The organism is Streptomyces sp. NPDC001156 (genome assembly GCF_053598275.1).
Genome location: NZ_JBSFJX010000016.1, coordinates 84,571 through 102,146, shown reverse-complemented (window position 1 = coordinate 102,146; position 17,576 = coordinate 84,571). Strand labels below are relative to the sequence as shown.

General features: G+C 70.4%; 14 protein-coding genes. 5 read left to right on the top strand and 9 right to left on the bottom strand.

Annotated features, from left to right (window positions below; genetic code table 11):
• Positions 1-4: 4 nt before the first annotated feature.
• The 3 genes from ACWDA7_RS11620 to ACWDA7_RS11610 all read right to left on the bottom strand — a co-directional run bounded on the left by ACWDA7_RS11620 (position 5) and on the right by ACWDA7_RS11610 (position 1,563).
• A complete protein-coding gene (locus ACWDA7_RS11620; RefSeq protein ID WP_450603929.1) occupies positions 5-436 on the bottom strand; it encodes a DUF2267 domain-containing protein in 432 nt (143 codons plus the stop codon).
• Between the two features lie 346 nt (positions 437-782).
• Positions 783-1,217: an archease gene (locus ACWDA7_RS11615; protein ID WP_450603928.1), complete on the bottom strand. Its 435-nt coding sequence runs from the start codon at positions 1,215-1,217 to the stop codon at positions 783-785.
• A gap of 49 nt (positions 1,218-1,266) precedes the next feature.
• The gene (locus ACWDA7_RS11610; RefSeq protein ID WP_450603927.1) at positions 1,267-1,563 is read right to left on the bottom strand and encodes a hypothetical protein; all 297 of its coding nucleotides are present in this window, start codon (positions 1,561-1,563) and stop codon (positions 1,267-1,269) included.
• 438 nt (positions 1,564-2,001) lie between these two features.
• Between ACWDA7_RS11610 and ACWDA7_RS11605 the strand changes: the two genes are divergently transcribed.
• Together ACWDA7_RS11605 and ACWDA7_RS11600 are read left to right on the top strand one after the other, a co-directional pair.
• Entirely contained in the window at positions 2,002-4,638 is a 2,637-nt protein-coding gene (locus ACWDA7_RS11605; protein ID WP_450603926.1) for a SpoIIE family protein phosphatase, read from the top strand.
• Positions 4,639-4,719: 81 nt separating this feature from the next.
• Positions 4,720-5,823, top strand: coding sequence for a Gfo/Idh/MocA family protein (locus ACWDA7_RS11600; RefSeq protein WP_450603925.1), 1,104 nt, complete (start codon positions 4,720-4,722; stop codon positions 5,821-5,823).
• A 37-nt stretch (positions 5,824-5,860) separates the two neighbouring features.
• On the opposite strand, the gene ACWDA7_RS11595 is transcribed toward ACWDA7_RS11600, so the two are convergent.
• The 3 genes from ACWDA7_RS11595 to ACWDA7_RS11585 form a co-directional block, all read right to left on the bottom strand.
• A complete protein-coding gene (locus tag ACWDA7_RS11595) occupies positions 5,861-6,709 on the bottom strand; it encodes a class II fructose-bisphosphate aldolase (protein ID WP_450603924.1) in 849 nt (282 codons plus the stop codon).
• 145 nt (positions 6,710-6,854) lie between these two features.
• Positions 6,855-8,015, bottom strand: a complete 1,161-nt coding sequence (locus tag ACWDA7_RS11590) for an SIS domain-containing protein (RefSeq protein WP_450603922.1) — start codon at positions 8,013-8,015, stop codon at positions 6,855-6,857.
• Positions 8,016-8,269: 254 nt separating this feature from the next.
• The gene (locus ACWDA7_RS11585) at positions 8,270-9,364 is read right to left on the bottom strand and encodes a DMT family transporter (RefSeq protein WP_450603921.1); all 1,095 of its coding nucleotides are present in this window, start codon (positions 9,362-9,364) and stop codon (positions 8,270-8,272) included.
• Between the two features lie 139 nt (positions 9,365-9,503).
• On the opposite strand from ACWDA7_RS11585, the gene ACWDA7_RS11580 reads away from it, so the two are divergent.
• Both ACWDA7_RS11580 and ACWDA7_RS11575 read left to right on the top strand, forming a co-directional pair.
• The gene (locus tag ACWDA7_RS11580) at positions 9,504-10,457 is read left to right on the top strand and encodes a LysR family transcriptional regulator (RefSeq protein WP_450603920.1); all 954 of its coding nucleotides are present in this window, start codon (positions 9,504-9,506) and stop codon (positions 10,455-10,457) included.
• Between the two features lie 19 nt (positions 10,458-10,476).
• Positions 10,477-11,136: an effector-associated constant component EACC1 gene (locus ACWDA7_RS11575; RefSeq protein ID WP_450603919.1), complete on the top strand. Its 660-nt coding sequence runs from the start codon at positions 10,477-10,479 to the stop codon at positions 11,134-11,136.
• On the opposite strand, the gene ACWDA7_RS11570 is transcribed toward ACWDA7_RS11575, so the two are convergent.
• Positions 11,117-11,812 (bottom strand): transposase, encoded by a 696-nt coding sequence (locus ACWDA7_RS11570; RefSeq protein ID WP_450603918.1) that lies wholly within the window; start codon positions 11,810-11,812, stop codon positions 11,117-11,119. The two genes, ACWDA7_RS11575 and ACWDA7_RS11570, sit on opposite strands and share 20 nt — an antisense overlap.
• 321 nt (positions 11,813-12,133) lie before the next feature.
• On the opposite strand from ACWDA7_RS11570, the gene ACWDA7_RS11565 reads away from it, so the two are divergent.
• Positions 12,134-14,179, top strand: a complete 2,046-nt coding sequence (locus ACWDA7_RS11565; RefSeq protein ID WP_450603917.1) for a transposase — start codon at positions 12,134-12,136, stop codon at positions 14,177-14,179.
• Here the strand turns inward: ACWDA7_RS11565 and fumC are convergent.
• Both fumC and ACWDA7_RS11555 read right to left on the bottom strand, forming a co-directional pair.
• A complete protein-coding gene (gene fumC / locus ACWDA7_RS11560) occupies positions 14,176-15,657 on the bottom strand; it encodes a class II fumarate hydratase (RefSeq protein ID WP_450603916.1) in 1,482 nt (493 codons plus the stop codon). The two genes, ACWDA7_RS11565 and fumC, sit on opposite strands and share 4 nt — an antisense overlap.
• Positions 15,654-17,330, bottom strand: a complete 1,677-nt coding sequence (locus ACWDA7_RS11555; protein ID WP_450603915.1) for an NAD-dependent malic enzyme — start codon at positions 17,328-17,330, stop codon at positions 15,654-15,656. Before ACWDA7_RS11555 ends, fumC begins: the two co-directional genes overlap by 4 nt.
• Between the last annotated feature and the right edge of the window lie 246 nt (positions 17,331-17,576).

The following is a 17,576-nucleotide window of genomic DNA, read 5'->3' as shown; positions in this document are numbered from 1 at the left end:
GCCGTCAGGAGGCCGGCTGGAGGAGGAGATCCCGGATGTCGTGCGGCATCTGCTCCAGCGCCGACTCCAGGGTTCCCGGCGATACGTGGTCGCGTACGGCCACGGTGACCGCGGCGGCGATCCGGGGGACTTCCTCGGCGCTGACCTTGGCCTCGTGCGAGAAGCGGTTCAGATAGCCCTCACGGTCGTACTTGATGGGCACGATGCTGGGGTCCCAGCCGTCGTAGTAGGCCCCTCGCATCAACTCGGGGAGCTGGGCGGCGAAGTGGGCGGCCACATCCACGGTGAGCCGGTCCCGGAGTGTGTGCATCCAGGTGCGCAGCACCCGGTGGGCGAGGTGGCGGTCCTCGGTCCCCAGCGCCTCGCACACCGATTTGAGCCAGATGTTCGCCGTATGGATCGTGCGCTCGAAGTCGGGTGGGTGGGTGACGGACATGAATCTTCCCTTCCGGTCTGCCGGTGGCGTCCTGCGCTTCACGGAATGTCATGGAATGCGGCGCCTTGGCGCGGGCGGTGTGCGACACCGCGACGACCAGGTGAGGAGAAGTCGACGGGCAGGCGGAGCGCCTGCCGGTGACGGCCGGCGGGCCCTGCCGCGGGAGCGGAGGGGCCGCGCGCGGCTGCTTCTCTTCGTCCCTGTCCTCTGACGTCCATGGTATGGCGGGGGAAACCGGTCGGCAGCCGCGCCACGGGACCGCGGGCAGGCAAGGCAGGTCGGGGCGGGCTTGCGCGGGATTCCGGGCCGGCGGAGGGGACATGGTCCGGTCCGGGGCACGGGCCGCTCAGACGTCGAGCGTCACCGAACACGTCCAGCCCCGCGGCCCACCCGCGATGTCCAGCTCGTGCAGCGTGACGGCCTTCGGGACCGCGCCCGTCACCGGGAGCGACTCGGCGTCGGCCATGCGCAGGCCGGCGCGCAGACCGTCGCCGAGCGGGGTCAGTTCCACGTCCAGCGGGATCTCGCCGTCGGTGTCGAGTCGGTACACGACCTCCTCGAGCAGGGCCACGAGCAGGTCCTCGTCGGTGCCGGCCCGCACCACCACGTCCCGGGTGCGGACAGCCACGGCTCCCGCCAGGTCGACGAACGACTCGCACATACCGCGGACCGCCTGCGCCAGGCACTCCTCACGGGTGGGGCCCCAGGCCTCGACCCGCAGATCCGCGGTGTGCGGAACACTGCGGTGACCGGCGCGCCACGGGGGACCCTCCCGCGGCATCACACACCTGCCGTGGCCGCACCGAAGCCGGCCCGGCGGCCGTCGGCGCTCAGGGCCGCCGCTCCTGACCGTGCTCCTGCGGAACGGTGGCGCCACCGCCGGCCCGCACGGCCTCCACCACCTCCTGGTGCAGATGCCGGCTGGCCTCCTCGGAAAGGCAGGGCACCGGACTTCCGGCGAGGGTGAACCACTGCGAGCCACCGCTGTACTGCACCGCCACATCGACCTGGCTGCCGTCCCAGGTGGTGTGCACGGTCAGGTCACCGGTCATGATCCCTGCCTCGTCGGTACGGGCGCCTCCCCGTCCGGCGAACACCCCCGTCGTCGTCCATGATGCCCAGAGCATGACCATCACCCTTTCCCCATGAACGCGGGCGCTCGTTCCGGCGGCGCCGCATTGCCTGCTACTGGGTATGGTCCGCCCGCCGCGCCCGGAACGACAGCGGGCGCGATCGCCCGAACCAGGACAAAGGCACACTTGTTGTGGATTTCCGGTGCAAGGCGCAGGGTGGGTGACAAGCCAGCACACCCGACTCGTCCCGGTTCGCGGGCAGCAATCACGGTAGGAGGGACCGCGCATGCCCGAACGCATGGTCGCACCTGCCGGGCCCGGGCCGCTGGGGCGGGCACGGGGATGGGCTGCCTTCGCTTTGCCCGGAGTCCGGGATGCCACGCCCAATCCGCGCGCACAGGGTTCGCCGCCCACCGCGGAGTCGGGTGGCGGCCGGCTCCCCGGCCTTCCCGTGCTGTTGCGGACGGGCGCGGGCCGGAGTTGGAATCAGGCGTGAGGCTCTTCGGCAGTACCGTCTCCTCCGGCCGTCCCGCTCCGGGCTCGGGATCCGGCTGCAAGGGGCTCAAGAGCGGCGCCCTGGGGATGTTCTCCTCGGTCGTCATCGGCCTGGCCTCCACCGCCCCGGCGTACAGCCTCGCCGCCACACTGGGTCTCATCGTGGTCGCGGTCGGACTGCAGGCTCCGATCGTCACCATGCTGGCCTTCATCCCGATGCTGCTGATCGCGTACGCCTACCGGGAGCTCAACGCGAGCAACGCCGACTGCGGGACCACCTTCACCTGGGCGACCCGAGCCTTCGGACCGCGCACCGGCTGGATGGGCGGCTGGGGCATCATCGTCGCCGACATCCTCGTCCTGACGAACGTCGCCGAGATCGCCGGTATCTACAGCTTCCGGCTGCTGGGCTTCGACGGTCTTGCCGCGGACCGGATGTGGACCACCGTGGCCGGCATCGGCTGGATCACCGTGATGACCACGATCTGCTACATCGGCATCGAACTCTCGGCCGCCGTACAGCGCTGGCTGCTGTGCACCGAGGTCGCGGTGCTCTTCCTGCTGGCCCTCACGGCACTGGTCAGGGTCTACACCGACCCGCCCGCGACGGCGACGCATGTGTCCGCTTCCTGGTTCAACCCCTTCGAGCTCCCCTCCGTCGGGGCGCTGGCCTCCGGGATCCTCACCGCGGTCTTCGTCTACTGGGGCTGGGACACCGCCGTGTCGGTCAACGAGGAAACGGCCGACAGCACGCGCATCCCGGGGCGCGCCGCGGTGCTGTCGACCGTGTTTCTCCTGGTCACCTACGGCCTGGTGGCCACCTCGGCGCAGGCCTTCGCCGGTGTGAACGGTTCGGGCATCGGGCTGGGCAACCCCGGCAACGTCGGCGATGTGCTCTCCGTCCTGGGCAGCGCCGTCTTCGGCAGCGGCGCCACGGGGCTGTTCCTGTCCAGGCTGCTGATCCTGATGGTGCTGACCTCCGCGTTGGCTTCCACGCAGACCACCATCCTGCCCCTGGCCCGGACCGTCTTCTCCATGGCGGTGCACAAGGCCGTACCCGCCCAGTTCGCCCGGGTCCACCGCAGGTTCCTCACCCCGACCTGGTCGACCATCGGCATGGGGGCGCTCTCGATCGTCGTGCTGATCCTGCTGAGCCTGTTCAGCCGGAACATCCTGTTCACGTCGGTCAACTCGGTCGGCCTCGCGGTCACGTTCTACTACGGGCTGACCGGCTTCGCCTGTGTCTGGTACCACCGCAAGGTCCTCACCCACAGCACCAAGGACCTGGTGTTCAAGGGCGTGCTGCCAGGACTTGGCGGGCTCGGGATGCTCTCCCTGTTCCTCTACGGCACCTTCGACGTCTACGCGGTCCCCCGGTACGGCGCGACCATCGTCGACCTGCCGCTGATCGGGCCGACGAGCAGCGTGATAATCGTGGGTCTGGGCTCCCTGCTGATCGGCTTCGTGCTGATGCTGGTGATCACCCGTGGGCACACCGCGGCCCTCAAACTCCAGCGGAGCCTGCTTCCGCGCCGGCTGCCGCCGCTGACCGGGCTCGAGTCCGCGAGCCGCTACCTCCCGGCCGACAGCGGGTCCGGGGTGGGCGGGGACTGGTTCGACGTCATCCCACTGTCGGGTACCCGGGTCGGCCTGGTCGTCGGGGACGTGCTCGGCCATGGACTGCGCGCCGCCGCCACCATGGGCCGGCTGCGCACGGGCGTACGGGTCCTGGCCCGGCTGGACCTGGCCCCGGACGAGCTCCTGTCCCGTCTGGACGACCTGGTCGAGCAGACCCAGCACGAGGGGGAGGCAGGCCACGCCTCCGGCCACTCGAGAGCGCACGCGGACGAGGCCCTCGGAGTGAGATGCGTGTACGCGGTCTACGACCCCGTCTCGGGGCAGTGCAGTCTGGCGCGGGCGGGAGAGTCGCTGCTGGCCGTCGTCGCCCCGCACGCGCGCGTCGTCGACTATCCGCAGCTGCCGCCCGGACCGCCGCTGGGAGTGGTCGGTCCGCCCTACGAGAGCACCGAGGTGCAGCTCCCGCCGGGCAGTCTCCTGGCCTTCTTCACGGGCGGCCTTCTGCAGGTGAACGAAAGCCGTGACGAGGGGCTCGCCCGGCTCGCCCAGGTCCTCGCCGACCACACCCGGCCCCTGAAGAACCTGTGCGACCAGGCGGTGGCGACCCTGCTGCCCGGGCCGGTGGACGAGGACGCCACGCTGCTCCTGGCCCGCACACGCATGCTCGACCGCGACAGGCTGGCCCAGTGGGAAACCGCCGCGGACCCCGCGGCGGTGGCCTCCCTGCGCACCAGCGTCAGCAAGCAACTCAGCGACTGGGGCCTCGACGACCTGGTCTTCACCACCGAACTCATCGTCAGCGAACTCGTCACCAACGCCATCCGCTACGTCGGCGGCCCCATCCAGGTACGGCTGATCCGCGACCGGAACCTGATCTGCGAGGTCTCCGACACCGGCCACACCACCCCCAACCTGCGCCACGCCGCGAGCGACGACGAAGGAGGCCGGGGCCTGTTCATCATCGCCCAGATGACCGCGCACTGGGGAACGCGCTACACCCCCACCGGCAAGACCATCTGGACCGAACAGGCCATGCCGCCCGGGGACTCCTCGTAAGAGGAACGCGGCACGACCTACGGGACCCCGCGCCGGGCCGCCGGGCTAGACTCGCGGCCCAGATGCGGGAGGAGCGCAGACGTGGACGCAGCACCCGTACGTTTCGGCATCGTGGGCAGTGGCTGGCGGGCCGGGTTCTTCGCCCGGCTGGCGAGGGCTCTGCCCGGGCGGCTGACGGTGGCCGGCGTGGTGACGCGCTCGGCAGCACGCGCCGCCCAGGTGCGGGAGGAGTGGGGGGTGCCCGCCTTCCTGACCGTCGACGAACTGTGCGGCACCGCTCCGGAGTTCGTGATCGTCTCGGTGCCCTGGGAGGTCACGCCCCAGGCCGTACGGGACCTCGTCGACCGCGGGATCCCGGTTCTCGCGGAAACACCGCCGGCCCCCGATGCACGCGGGCTGCGGGAGCTGTGGGCCGCCGTGGGCGGCGCGACGCGCGCCGACGGCAGCGGACTCGTCCAGGTCGCGGAGCAGTACACGCTGATGCCCGGCCACGCCGCTCGGATCGCGCTCGTCCGGGAGGGCGTGATCGGCGAGGCCACCTCGGTGCAGGTGTCCTCGACGCACATGTATCACGCGATGTCGCTCATCCGGCACACACTGGGCGTCGGCTTCGGGCCCGCGACGGTCACGGCCCGCGCCTTCACCGCCCCGCTCGCCGACCCGCTGTCCCCCGGCGGCTGGTCCGACGACCTCACCCCCAAGGACGCCGTCACCACCCTCGCCCTCCTGGACTTCGGCGGGGCCCGTACGGCCCTGTACGACTTCACGGACAACCAGTGGTGGAATCCGCTGCGCGCCCGCCGGATGGTGGTGCGCGGCTCGCTCGGCGAGATCGTGGACGACACCGTGGTGCGGATGGCCGATCCGCGTACGCCCGTGGAGTCCCCGTTGGTGCGGCGCCGCACCGGAACCGACCTCAATCTGGAGGGGGCGGAGGTGCACCACATCTCCTTCGACGGACGGGTGGTGTGGCGCAACGACCACGTCGGGGCGAGCCTGTCCGAGGACGACCTCGCCGTGGTGGACCTGCTGTGCCGTACCGGCGCATGGGTGCGGGACACAGGGCCGGAACCGTATCCGCTGGCCGACGGCTGTCAGGACCATCTGCTGGCGCTGGCGGTCGAGGAGTCGGCGCGTACGGGGACACCGGTGACGACCGCGGTGGAGGCGTGGGCGGACCGCTGATCCCGCCGGTCCCCGTCACGCCCCCTGTGATCCCGACTCAGCCGCTCACCACCGCGAGCAGAAGCCGTACCGCCTCCGCGATCGCCTCCCGGCCGCGGGCCAGATACGGGCGGGGGTCGGTCAGATCGGGCTGGGCCGCGAGCGCGTCGCGAACCGCGCGGGTGAAGGCGATGCCGAGTGCGGTGCCTATGTTGACCTTCGCGATGCCCGCCCGGACGGCGCGCCGCAGTTCGTCGTCGCCGACGCCCGACGAGCCGTGCAGCACCAGCGGTACGGGTACGGCCTCCCGGAGTCGCTCGATCAGTGCGTGGTCCAGCGACGCCGAGCGCTCGGTCATCGCGTGGCTGCTGCCGACGGCGACGGCCAGGGCGTCCACACCGGTCTCCGCGACATAGCGCGCCGCTTCCCCGGGGTCAGTGCGCACCCCGGCTGCGTGGGCGCTCGCGGGGGCGCCGGGTTTGCCGCCCACGTAGCCGAGTTCGGCCTCCAGCCACAGCCCCGCACCGTGCGCCCACTGCGCCGCGGCGCGGGTCACTTCGACATTCTCGGCGTACGGCTGTGCCCCGGCGTCGAACATCACGGAGGAGAACCCCGCGTCGGCCGCACCGTGCAGCAGCCGCATGTCCGTCACATGGTCCAGATGCAGAGCGACATCGACGGCACAGTCGCGGCCGGCCTCGGCCGCGGCCCGGGCGATCGGGTCCAGCCGCCCGGCGTGGAACCGCACGGCGTTCTCGCTGATCTGCAGGATCACCGGGATTCCGGCCGCCTCGGCGCCTGCGGTGACCCCTTCGGCGTGCTCCAGCGTGACCACATTGAACGCCGCGACGGCCCGGTGCCCGGCGGCGGCCTTCGCGACCAGGTCGCGCGTGGAAACCAAGGACATGGATCATTCCCCTCGCTCTGGTGGTCGGCCCTCGTCGTGGTGGGGCCGGTACGGAACGGGCCGCATCCGTACCGGGCGGGGCAGCGGTGGACCGGGGTGCGGCCGCCGTCCGGCGCCTCGGTGCGCGCCGGCGATCCGTCCGGTCCTACGGCAGGGGGTGCAGGATCACGCCCCGCACCACACGATTGACCTCGCCCGAGGGGAACGGGTTGTCGGGCCGCATGCCCCGGGCCACGGAGACGCGCAGGGCGATGAGCTGGGCGCACACCACGGCGGGCAGGGCCAAGGCCACGTCCTCGACGTCCTCGAGGCCCGGCAGCAGCCAGGCTTCGGCGCCGCTCTGGTCCACGGCCGCCGCGGGGCCCGCGGAGACCGTCACCACGCTGCCCGGGGGGAGGTTCCCGCGCAGTTCCGCGACGATGTCCAGGTCGTACAGCCGGGTGTACGGATCGTTGGACACGTACACGACCACGACCGTGCGTTCGTTGAGCACCGCCTTCGGCCCGTGCCGGAACCCCAGGGACGATTCCGAGCCCGCCACGATCGTTCCGCCGGTGAGTTCGAGCACCTTCAGCGCCGACTCCCCGGCGAGGCCCTTGAGCGCCCCGCTGCCCAGGAAGACGATGCGCTCGGGGGCGCGGTCCACCAGGGCACTGACGGCAGCGTCGAGGCCGCCGTCCTCGGTGATCCACTCGGCCGCGCGGGCCAGGCGCCCGGCTGTCCCGTAGTAGGCGCCGCCGCCCAGGGCGAGCAGTGCCGCGAGTGTCATGCACGTGAAGCTCGACGTCATGGCGAAGCCCCGGTCATCGGCCGCGGCGGGCATCAGCAGCACATGCGACGCGGGGCGGTCCGTGTGCTCCCTCGCCAACTGCCCCTGCGGGTTGCAAGTGATCACCAGATGGTGCACCTCGGAGAGCACCTGCTCGGCCAGGGAGGTGGCGGCCACGCTCTCCGGGCTGTCACCCGACCTGGCGAAGGAGACCAGCAGGGTGGGCAGGTCCTCGGCGAGGCAGCCGCGGGGGTCGGCGACGAGGTCCGTGGTGGGGACCGCGTCGACGCGCCGTCCCAGACGCCGGGCCACTGCCGCCTGCAGAACCTGGCCGGCGAATGCGGAGGTGCCGGCGCCGGTGAGCACCACGCGCAGGTCGTGTCGGGCCGTGAGCGGTCGCAGGAATGCGTCCAGCGACTCCCGGGAGGCGGCGACGAGCCGGTCGACCTCCCGCCACAAGGCGGGCTGCTGAGCGATCTCGCGGACGGTGTCGGCGACTCCGTCCTCGACGGACAGGATGCCGGAGGGGATGGTCACACGAACTCCTCGTGGGTCGGGACTCGTCCTGGCCGCTGCCGGACCTCTGGTGCGGAAGGTACCCGGGCAGGGCGAACCGCGGGACTGCGTCGGCGAAGTGGCCGCCGCACCGCCCGAGGCCGGGCCGGCCCGCAACGGTCCCGGGGCTCCGGCCCGCGGGCTCACCTCAGCCCGCCAGACTCTGCCCGACCACCGCGATCGCCCTGCTCCTCTCCCCCTCGTGATCGCTTTCCTTGGGCGGGTGGCACCTGCGCTCAGTCGCAGGCCGTCGTGGAGCGAGGTGTACGGAGCCCGACGGGCGCCGCGGCATCGTGGGTGGCGTGGCCGACCGGACCCGTCGAACCCTGGGTGGTGCCGGTGACCGGGACCGGCTGCGCGACCGAGGGGCTGGAACCGAGAGGCCGGGGCAGCGGGGCGGCGGGCCGCGTGGCGGGATCCGCCCGGTGCTCCGCGGTGACCCGGGCACGCCCCTCACGCGTGGTCGCGGCGGAGCGGCGGTTGATCAGCACCACACCGCCGATGATCACGACTCCACCCGCCGCCTCGAGCAGTCGGGGAACCTCGGACAGCCACACGAACGAGACGACGAGGGCGACCGGCGGCACCAGGTACAGGGCGGCCGTGGAGACGGCGAGCGGCAGCCGGGCCACGGCATGGCCCCAGAGGACGAACCCCACGGCGGAGGGCAGCAGACCGAGATACGCCACCGACACCAGCGACCCCTCCGGGGCACCGGATACGGCGCGCACAGTCGCCGGGAGCAACGGCAGCGCGAGAACGGTCCCCGCCACCATCGCGTACGTCGCGACCTCCAGCCCGCTGTAGTGGCGCAGGAGAGGCTTGGAGACGAAGTGGTAGACACCCTGCACGACAGCGGCCGCGAGCACCACGAGCGCGCCGGTCGAGAACCCCGTGGATCGGCCAGCGAGCGCGACGATCACGGAACCGCCGACGGCGACGGTACTGCCTGCCATGACCTGGCGCGTCACCGGCTCGGACAGGAACGCCCTGCCGAGCAGAACGCTGAAGACGGGGGCAATGGCGATCAGCATGCTCGCGGTGCCCGCCGCGACATGCACCTCACCCCAGTTGAGCAGGACCTGATAGGCGGTCATGCCGGTCGCGCCGGCGAGCGCGATCAACGGCAGGTCGCGGGGCCGGGGGCGCCGGACCCCAAGGAACGGTGCGACCACGGCCAGGGCGACGGCGCCGACCGCCAGCCGCAGGAAGGACAGCGCCGCCACACCCAGGCCGTCGACCCCGACGCGGATGGCCGGAAATGCCGAGGCCCAGAGCACTACGACGCCTGCCAGGGCGAGGAAGTTGCGGGAGCCTGTGCGTGCGTTCACATCTCTTACGGTGCACCGAGGCAAAGCAAAAGGTCCAGTTAGTTGTTCTCAGCTAAACATAAAGGAACACTGAATCAATGGGCGCGACCAGCGGACAACTAGGCTTGATAATCCAGGGACGATGCGTAAGGAAGTCTTCATGCTCGACGTGAGGCGGCTCCGGATCCTGCAGTACCTGGCCACCTACGGCACGGTCGCGGCGGCGGCGCAGGCGCTGCATCTGACGGCCCCCGCCGTCTCCCAGCAACTCGCCGCACTGGAACGGGAAGTGGGGCTGCCCGTCGTGGAGAAGCAGGGGCGCACCCTGCGTCTGACCCCTGTCGGTGAGCTGCTGGTGTCCCACGCCGAGATCGTGCTCAGTGATCTGGCTGCCGCCGAGTCCGATCTGGAGGCCATCCGGGGCGGCGGTCGCGGCATCGTCCGCATCGCCGCCTTCGCCTCCGCCGCCCGGACATTGATCGCTCCGGTGTGGAATCGCGTCCTCGGCGCGGGCCAGGCAACCGAGGTCTCGTTGATGCTGGAACTCGTCGAGCAGGAGCCCGACGCGGCCTTGGAGTCGTTGCGCCGCCGGGACGTCGATCTGGCCGTCGTCCACGCCTACACCGTTCTGCCGCGGGACGTACCCCCCGGATGCGAGCAGACCAAGCTCCTCGAGGAACCCGTCCTCCTCGCGCTCCACCCCGATCACGCCACCCGCCTGGGAATCGGCCCGGGCGAGACCGTGGACCTGGGGCGCCTTTCCGGCAGCCCCTGGCTCACGCCGGGCCCGGAGACGTCCTGTTACGAGATGATCCAGCGTGCCTGCGGTGCCGCCGGATTCGTTCCGGCCGTCCGGGCCCGCAGCAGCGACTTCTCCGTACTGACGGCGCTGGTCGCCGCCGGGGCGGGAGCCGCCCTCCTGCCCCGGATGACCCTCCCGGACGCGATACCGGGACCGATCAGTCTGCACCCCCTTCTGCACCCGGTGACCCGCACCGTCTACACGGTCAGCCGGAGCGGCACGTCCCGGCGCCCCGACATCCGCCACCTCGGCCAGCTCCTGCAGCAGGTGGCGACGGAAAGCGCGGAGATTCTGCGGGAGGAGAACGGCTGAGGGTGCCCTCGCGGCGGTTGTGCGGAGGAACGGACGGCTCCCTGCCCGCGCAGCAGGATCGTTGCCACCATGTCCGCGTGGACTTACGGATGGAAGTTGCGCGCGAGCATTCCGCGGACGAGCCGCGTTGGCTACACGAGTAGCTGCCGGGGCACCCGAGGAGGGCACGCTGGGCACCGGGATGGACGCCCTGACGGTCGCCCTCGGGAATGGCGGGGCCTTCACGGTGTTCGCGACGGTCGCCGTGACGTGGCTGAAGCGGCGGACGGGCAGGATGGCTGTGAAGATCACCCGGCCGGACGGCTCGGCGGTGGAGGTCAGTTCGGACCTGGTGCGGCCTCAGAACGCGGAGGAACTGCGGGAGACGGCCGAACGCCTGGTGCGCGCCCTAGCCCCTCCCACAGGGAGACACAGGACGGATGACCTCCCCTGCCGCCTCACCGAACCGGCAGGAAGCGCTGGGACGGGGCGAGGGGCGGAATCCACGCCTACCACCAGCCGTGCGGCGGCTGACGAACGACGCGGCGCCGCACGCGAGTTGTCCACCGTGGCAACAAGCGGAGCGCGTCTTGGCGAGCAGCCGACCGGCCCCCGGAGTCGCCCTAAGAGCTATTACGTAATGCAGGCCGGGACGCACCGCACCGTGGTGGATGCTTCGTTTACCGGATGTCGAGCTTGAGGTTGTGGAGTGCTGCGACGCCTGCCACTGCATGGTTGATTGCGTCGCCGCGGCGTCGGCATTGGCGGAGAATCTGGTGGTCTTTGAGTCGGGCGATGGTGTGTTCTGCGGCGGCCCGCCGTTTACGGAACCGGCGGTAGTTCCAATCTTTGACGATGCGGCCGTCTGTTCCGCGGCGTGGCGTTCGGATGCGGTCGCTGCCGCGGTAGCCGCCGTCGCCGGACAGGCGGGGATGGTCGGGCAGTGTTCTGCCGAGGGTTTCCCGGAAGACAACTACGTCGTTTCGGTTGCCCGGCCATGCTTCGGCGACAGCTACCACTCGGCGGGCGCGGGCGCGGCAGACGATCTGCACGTTGACGCTACGCCGGTAATTTTTCGACTTTGCGGTGCGTTTCTGGTCGTGGACCGGGATCAACGTGCCGTCGACGATCCACAGCTCGCGCCGGTCAGTGGGTGGTGGTCCGAGGAGTTCGGCGAGCGGCTGGGCAAGGCGTGCGACGACCCGGTGTGCGGCAGCGTGGGAGACGCGAACAGGGTCCCGAGTTGCTGCATGGTGAGGTTGGTCCGGTAGGCAAGGACGATGAGGAGGACCCGGCCGGCGAACGGCAGTGGCCAGGGCCGTCCACGGCCAGTGTCCCGGTGCGATTTCCCACAGCTGCCGGACCAGATGGTGCATCTGCGGGCCGGTAAGGGCCGTCCACGCTCGAAGTTCGGTGGTTGTGCAGTGGGCAAGACGTAGACGCATGAGTGGAGCGTGGGGCCGCGAAGTTCTGCTGCAGTGCGAGGCGTTGTCAGTGGCGGTATTTATCTTTGGCGTTGGTTGCCGCGCTCACCAAGCTGCGGACAGGTGTCAGGGTCGTGATCGGATAAAGGAGGTGGGGCATCAGTGCGCCCTGAGCTGCTTGAGGCCGTGCCTGCCTCCGATGTTCCTGCTCGCCGGTTCCGTGGCAAGAACAAAGGGAAACGGTGGACGCGTGGTGAGGACACCGAACTTGCGGTGATCCGCCTACCGCTGGACGTTCACGACCACGGTACTCGGCACCGAACGAAGCAGCTGTACTCGGCGATGTGGTCCGTCAAGCGTGCGCTGCAGCGTGATGCCCGGGACGCGGTCGAGGCTTACTGGGCCGGCGATGTGCGCCGCGAGACGGATGCGAAAGCGTGGCGTCTTGAACTGGGCCTGTCCCGGGAAGGGATGGAACGGCGTGCCTACCGGCACATGGAAAATTCGAAGCATCTCGGGCATCACGTCACCAAAGCGCTGGTCATGCACCAGGCGGACGAGGTTTTCGAGACGTCGGTGAGTCGGCACCTGTTCCCGGACTCCTCCGGCCGCCGACACGGGCGGCCACGCGTGGGCCGGTGGTGGGACTACACCCGCATCCCCGGCCGTGGACGCTCGCACACCAGGGCCCGGAAATGGGAGACGTTCCGCCTGCACGGCACACTCTCCGGGCACCTGGACACCTACCGGCACCGCGACCTTGCACCAACCGTTACGACGCCGGAGCAGGCAGCCGCCCTCCCGCCAGGGACGCGTGTTCTCGAGCAACCCGGGCGTATGCCCGCACCGTCGCGGCCTTCGGGACGCATAGAAACGGGCGAGGTGACGGCGACGGGCAAACCGAAGACTCGCGCCGCGACGTGGTGGGATCACACGGGGGAGCTGGCTGTCGTCTTCACCGGCGGCGCCGAATCGAACCGCAGCGACCTGGTCCTGCCCGTGCGCCTGCCGTCCGGGTCCGGCCGCTGGCCGCGCCTGCTCCACTTCCTGAACGACCCGGAAACGTGGCACAAGATCGACCTCGTACGCCGTCGTGACGCGTCCGCGCCGGGCGGTTGGGCGTACGAAGCCCACCTGATGGTGCTCTGCGGCGGTTACGCCTCAACGGCCACGAAGGCCCGACGAGCCGCTGCGGCCGACCTGGAACGGGTCGGTGGGGTCGACGGCAACGTGTCCAACCTGTCCGTCGTCTCCTTTCCCTCTACCTTCGATCCCGCCGACGGCGACATCGAGGCGACCCGCATCGAGCTCACCGACGACGAGCTCGCCGCGCTGTCGAAAGCCCGTCGTAAGGACCGCGGCCGCATGCGCGCGCTCGACCGCTCCCGCAGGGCATCAAACCCTGGCCAATACGGACCGTCGAAGCGGCAGCAAGCCCGGACCGCGCGACGGCAGGACGCCTGCTTACCCGCACGAACCGTCCCAGTCCCTGGTGGTGCCCGTGCCGCCAACAAGGCCGGGGTGCCGAAGCAGGCGTACGGGCGCGATGGTCTGTCGGCGGGTTACCGACTCAACCGGGCCCGCCTGGCCGAAGCCGCGGCGACCGCAGCCGCGGCGAAAGATCACCGCGCCCGGCGTATCGCCGAAGATATCGTCGCCGCCCACGGCGCGAGCCTCACCGTTGAGGACTGCGACATCCGCACCTGGTACCGCCGATGGGGCAAAGCCCTGCAGGCCACCACACCAGGCAGGGTCATCACCGCGATAGGCCGGGAGTGCGAGAAGACCGGCGGGTGGATGCTCCGCGCCTCAACGTTCACCACGAAACTGTCTCAGACCTGCTTCTGCGGCGAGACGGTCGCCAAAACCCTCGTCGACCGGATCCACACCTGCACTGGATGCGGGGTCGTCGGCGACCGGGACATGGTCTCCGCCGCCCTGGCCGCACACGTCGGCCTGGCTGACCCGGACGACTCCAGCACCGCGCGGCTGGACACTGTCCAGGCGCGCAACACACAGATTCTTTTCCATGAAGGGCTGCAAGAGGCCCTGTCGAGTCAACCGCAGCGCGGTGCCCGCCCCACACGGGGCCGCACCCACGCGGCAGCCCACAAGCCGGGACATCCCGTCGGACGAGGGCCTCTGCTCGACAAAACACCACCGCCCGGTACCGGACAAACCCCGAATGAGACCCGACCCGCGAACAAGCGGCACAAGGCCCACGTCGGAACAGCCGGCAGCACGGACAGGCGCCACCCATGCGCGCCAGGTCCGTGCAGACATCGGGCGGGCATCACAGCATTACGTGATGACTCTTAGGTCTGACCGACCATGGCGGCCGGTTCGACGATGCGGTCGAAGTCATCGGCGCTGATGTAGCCCGACGCCAGTGCGGCCTCGCGCAGAGTGGTGTCCTCGTCGTCGGCTCGGTGGGCGATCGCGGACGCCTTGTCGTAGCCGATGACCGGTGAGAGTGCGGTGACCAGCATGAGGGACCGGTCGACGTAGCTGTCGATCTGGTCCCGGTTGAGCTCGATGCCCTCGATGCAGTACTCGCGCATCTTGGTGGCGGCATCGGCGAGGATGGTCGCCGCGTGCAGGAAGTTGTTGATGATGACCGGGCGCATGGCGTTGAGCTCGAAGTTGCCCTGGGAGCCGGCGAACGCGATGGCGGTGTCCTCGGACAGCACCTGGATGCAGACCATGACCATGGCCTCGCACTGCGTCGGGTTGACCTTGCCCGGCATGATCGACGAGCCGGGCTCGTTGGCCGGCAGGATGAGTTCGTCGAGGCCGCAGCGGGGTCCTGAGGCCAGCCAGCGAATGTCGTTGGCGATCTTCATCAGCGGCACGGCCAGGGCGCGCAGACCGGCCGAGGCGCCGACCATGGCGTCCAGGCCGCCCTGCGCGGCGAACTTGTTCTGCGCGGTGGTGAACGGATAGCCGGTCGCGGTGGCGATCTCGGCGGCGACCTGCTCGCCGAATCCCGGTGGCGCGTTGAGCCCGGTGCCCACCGCCGTGCCGCCCATCGCGAGCTCGTACAGGCCCTCGGAGGACCGGGTGACCCGGCCGACGGCCTGCTGCAGCTGATGGGCATAGCCCGACCACTCCTGGCCCACGGTCAGCGGGACCGCGTCCTCCAGGTGGGTGCGGCCGATCTTGACCACGTCGTGCCACTGCCGTGCCTTCGCCTCGATGGCCTGCTGCAGCGCCTTCACGCTGGGCAGCAGGTGCTCATGGATCTCCTTGACCGCGGCGATGTGCATGGCGGTCGGGAAGGTGTCGTTGGAGGACTGCCCCATGTTGACGTGGTCGTTGGGGTGGACGGGCGTCTTGCTGCCCAGTTCTCCGCCGACCAGCTGGACGGCGCGGTTGCTGATCACCTCGTTGGTGTTCATGTTGGACTGGGTCCCGGACCCCGTCTGCCACACGTACAGCGGGAAGTGGTCGTCCAGCTCGCCCGCGATGACTTCGTCGGCCACCCGCTGGATCAGGCCGGACTTCCAGCCCGGCAGCCGCCCCGCGCGCCCGTTGACGAGAGCGGCGGCCTTCTTGACGTAGCCGTAGGCGTGGTAGACCGCTTTGGGCATCCGGTCGTCCCCGATGGAGAAGTGGATCAGGGACCGCTGCGTCTGGGCGCCCCAGTACCGGTCGGCGGGGACGTCGATGACGCCCATGGAGTCGGTCTCCCTGCGCGTGCCCACCGCGTGCAGGCCGACAGGGATGTCGAGGATCCTCGGGGCCTGGTCCTGGCCGGCCGGCTCGCTCCGGTCCCCGCCGTGGTGCCGGGTGGTCATGACGCCGCTCCGTCGGTGTAGACCGGCTGCCACATGGCCTCCCGGACGGCCTCGCCGATGTCGACCGGCTTGCAGGTGGCCACGCCGTCGTCGAGCGCGGCCTTGACCACCGCGATCGCGGTGATCGCCGAGGACTCGCGGAGCTTCTCGACCGGCGGCAGCAGGGAGGCGCCCGGCCCCGACGGGTCGACCTGGTCCGCGACCGCCTGTGCGGCCGCGCGCAGCATGCCCGGGGTGACCTGTGAGGCGCCGGAGACGATCGTGCCCAGGCCCAGACCGGGGTACAGGAGTGCGTTGTTGGCCTGCCCGATCTGGTAGGTCACGCCGTCGTGCCGCACGGGTGGGACGGGGATGCCGGTGGCGACGAGCGCCTTGCCCTTCGACCAGGCGATGACATCGTCCGGCATCGCCTCGATCCGGGAGGTGGGGTTGGAGATGGGGAAGACGATCGGCCGCTCGGTACTCGCGGCCATGGCCTCGATGACCTCGCGGGTGAACGCCCCGTGCACGGTGGACGTGCCCAGCAGGATCGTCGGCTCGGCCCGGCGCACCGTCTCCAGCAGCGTGATCGCCCCGCTGTCGTCCCGCTCCCAGTCCGCGACCTCGGCCGGATCGCGCGCGTAGGGCTGCTGGAAGTCGCGCAGGTCGTCCATGTCCCGGGTGAGCAGCCCCTGCTTGTCGATCAGCCATATCCGGGCGGCGGACTGCTTCGGATCCGCTCCGCTGCGGACCATCGCGCTGTGCAACTGGTCGGCGATGCCCACCCCGGCGGTCCCGGCGCCGAAGACGACCAGTTTCTGGTCCCGCATCGGCACACCGCTCACCTTGATGGCCGACAGTGCCGCGGCCAGCGTGATGGCTCCGGTGCCCTGCAGGTCGTCGTTGAAGATCCGGTAGCGGCCGCCGTACTGCTCCAGGATCCGCCGCGCGTTGCTGGGACCGAAGTCCTCGAAGTGCAGCAGCGCGTCGGGGAACATGGACGAGGCCGTTTCCAGGTACCTCTCGATGAACGCGTCGTAGTCCGCGCCGCGCACCCGGGAGTGCCTGTTGCCCAGGTACAGCGGGTCCTCCAGCAGTGCCTTGCGGTCCGTGCCCACGTCCAGCGAGACGGGCACCACGCGGCGCGGGTCGATGCCGGCGGCCGCGGTGTAGACCGCCAGCTTGCCGACCGAGATCTGGATACCGCCCACACCCCAGTCACCGATGCCCAGGATCTGCTCGGCGTCCGTGCACACGATCAGCTGGACGTCCTCGGGCCCGAGCTGGAGCGTGGCGAAGGCCTTCTCGATCTCGTCCGGCCGGTCGATGGACAGGAAGATGCCGCGCGGGCGCCGGTATTCATAGGAGTACTTCTCGATCGCCTCGCCCACGGTGGGGTCGTAGACGACCGGCAGGAGCTCCGTCAGATGGTCGGCGAGGACCCTGAAGTACAGGGTCTCGTTACGGTCGTGCAGCTGCTCCAGGTAGACGTTCTTGGCCAGGTCGCTCCCCTGGGCCTCCATCTGCTGGTAAGCACGTTCCGCCTGCCGGTCCAGGGTCAGCACCGCGGAGGGCAGACGACCGGTCAGGCCGAGGGTCTCCCGCTCCTCCTGCGTGAAGGCCACGCCACGGTTCCGCAGCGGGTCCAGCAGGGCGGCCGGGGCGGCCGGGGTCCGCGCATGGCTCTCGGTCATGACAATCTCCCTCTGTGCGAATGCCGTGTCGGCGTGACCGGGTGACGTCGCGGCCACGCTCCGTCCACGGCCGCCGCACGTCGGAGTGTGACGGGATGCACCCCTCCGGTAGCTGCCGAGCAGGTGTGCGGCTCCGGACATCGCCGCACAGGTCGGCGCAGTCCTCGTGGAGCCGGAGCCGGAACGACACGCCGGCCAGGCGCGGAGCCGGCCTTGACCGGAACCCGTTGAGGTCGCTACGGGCGG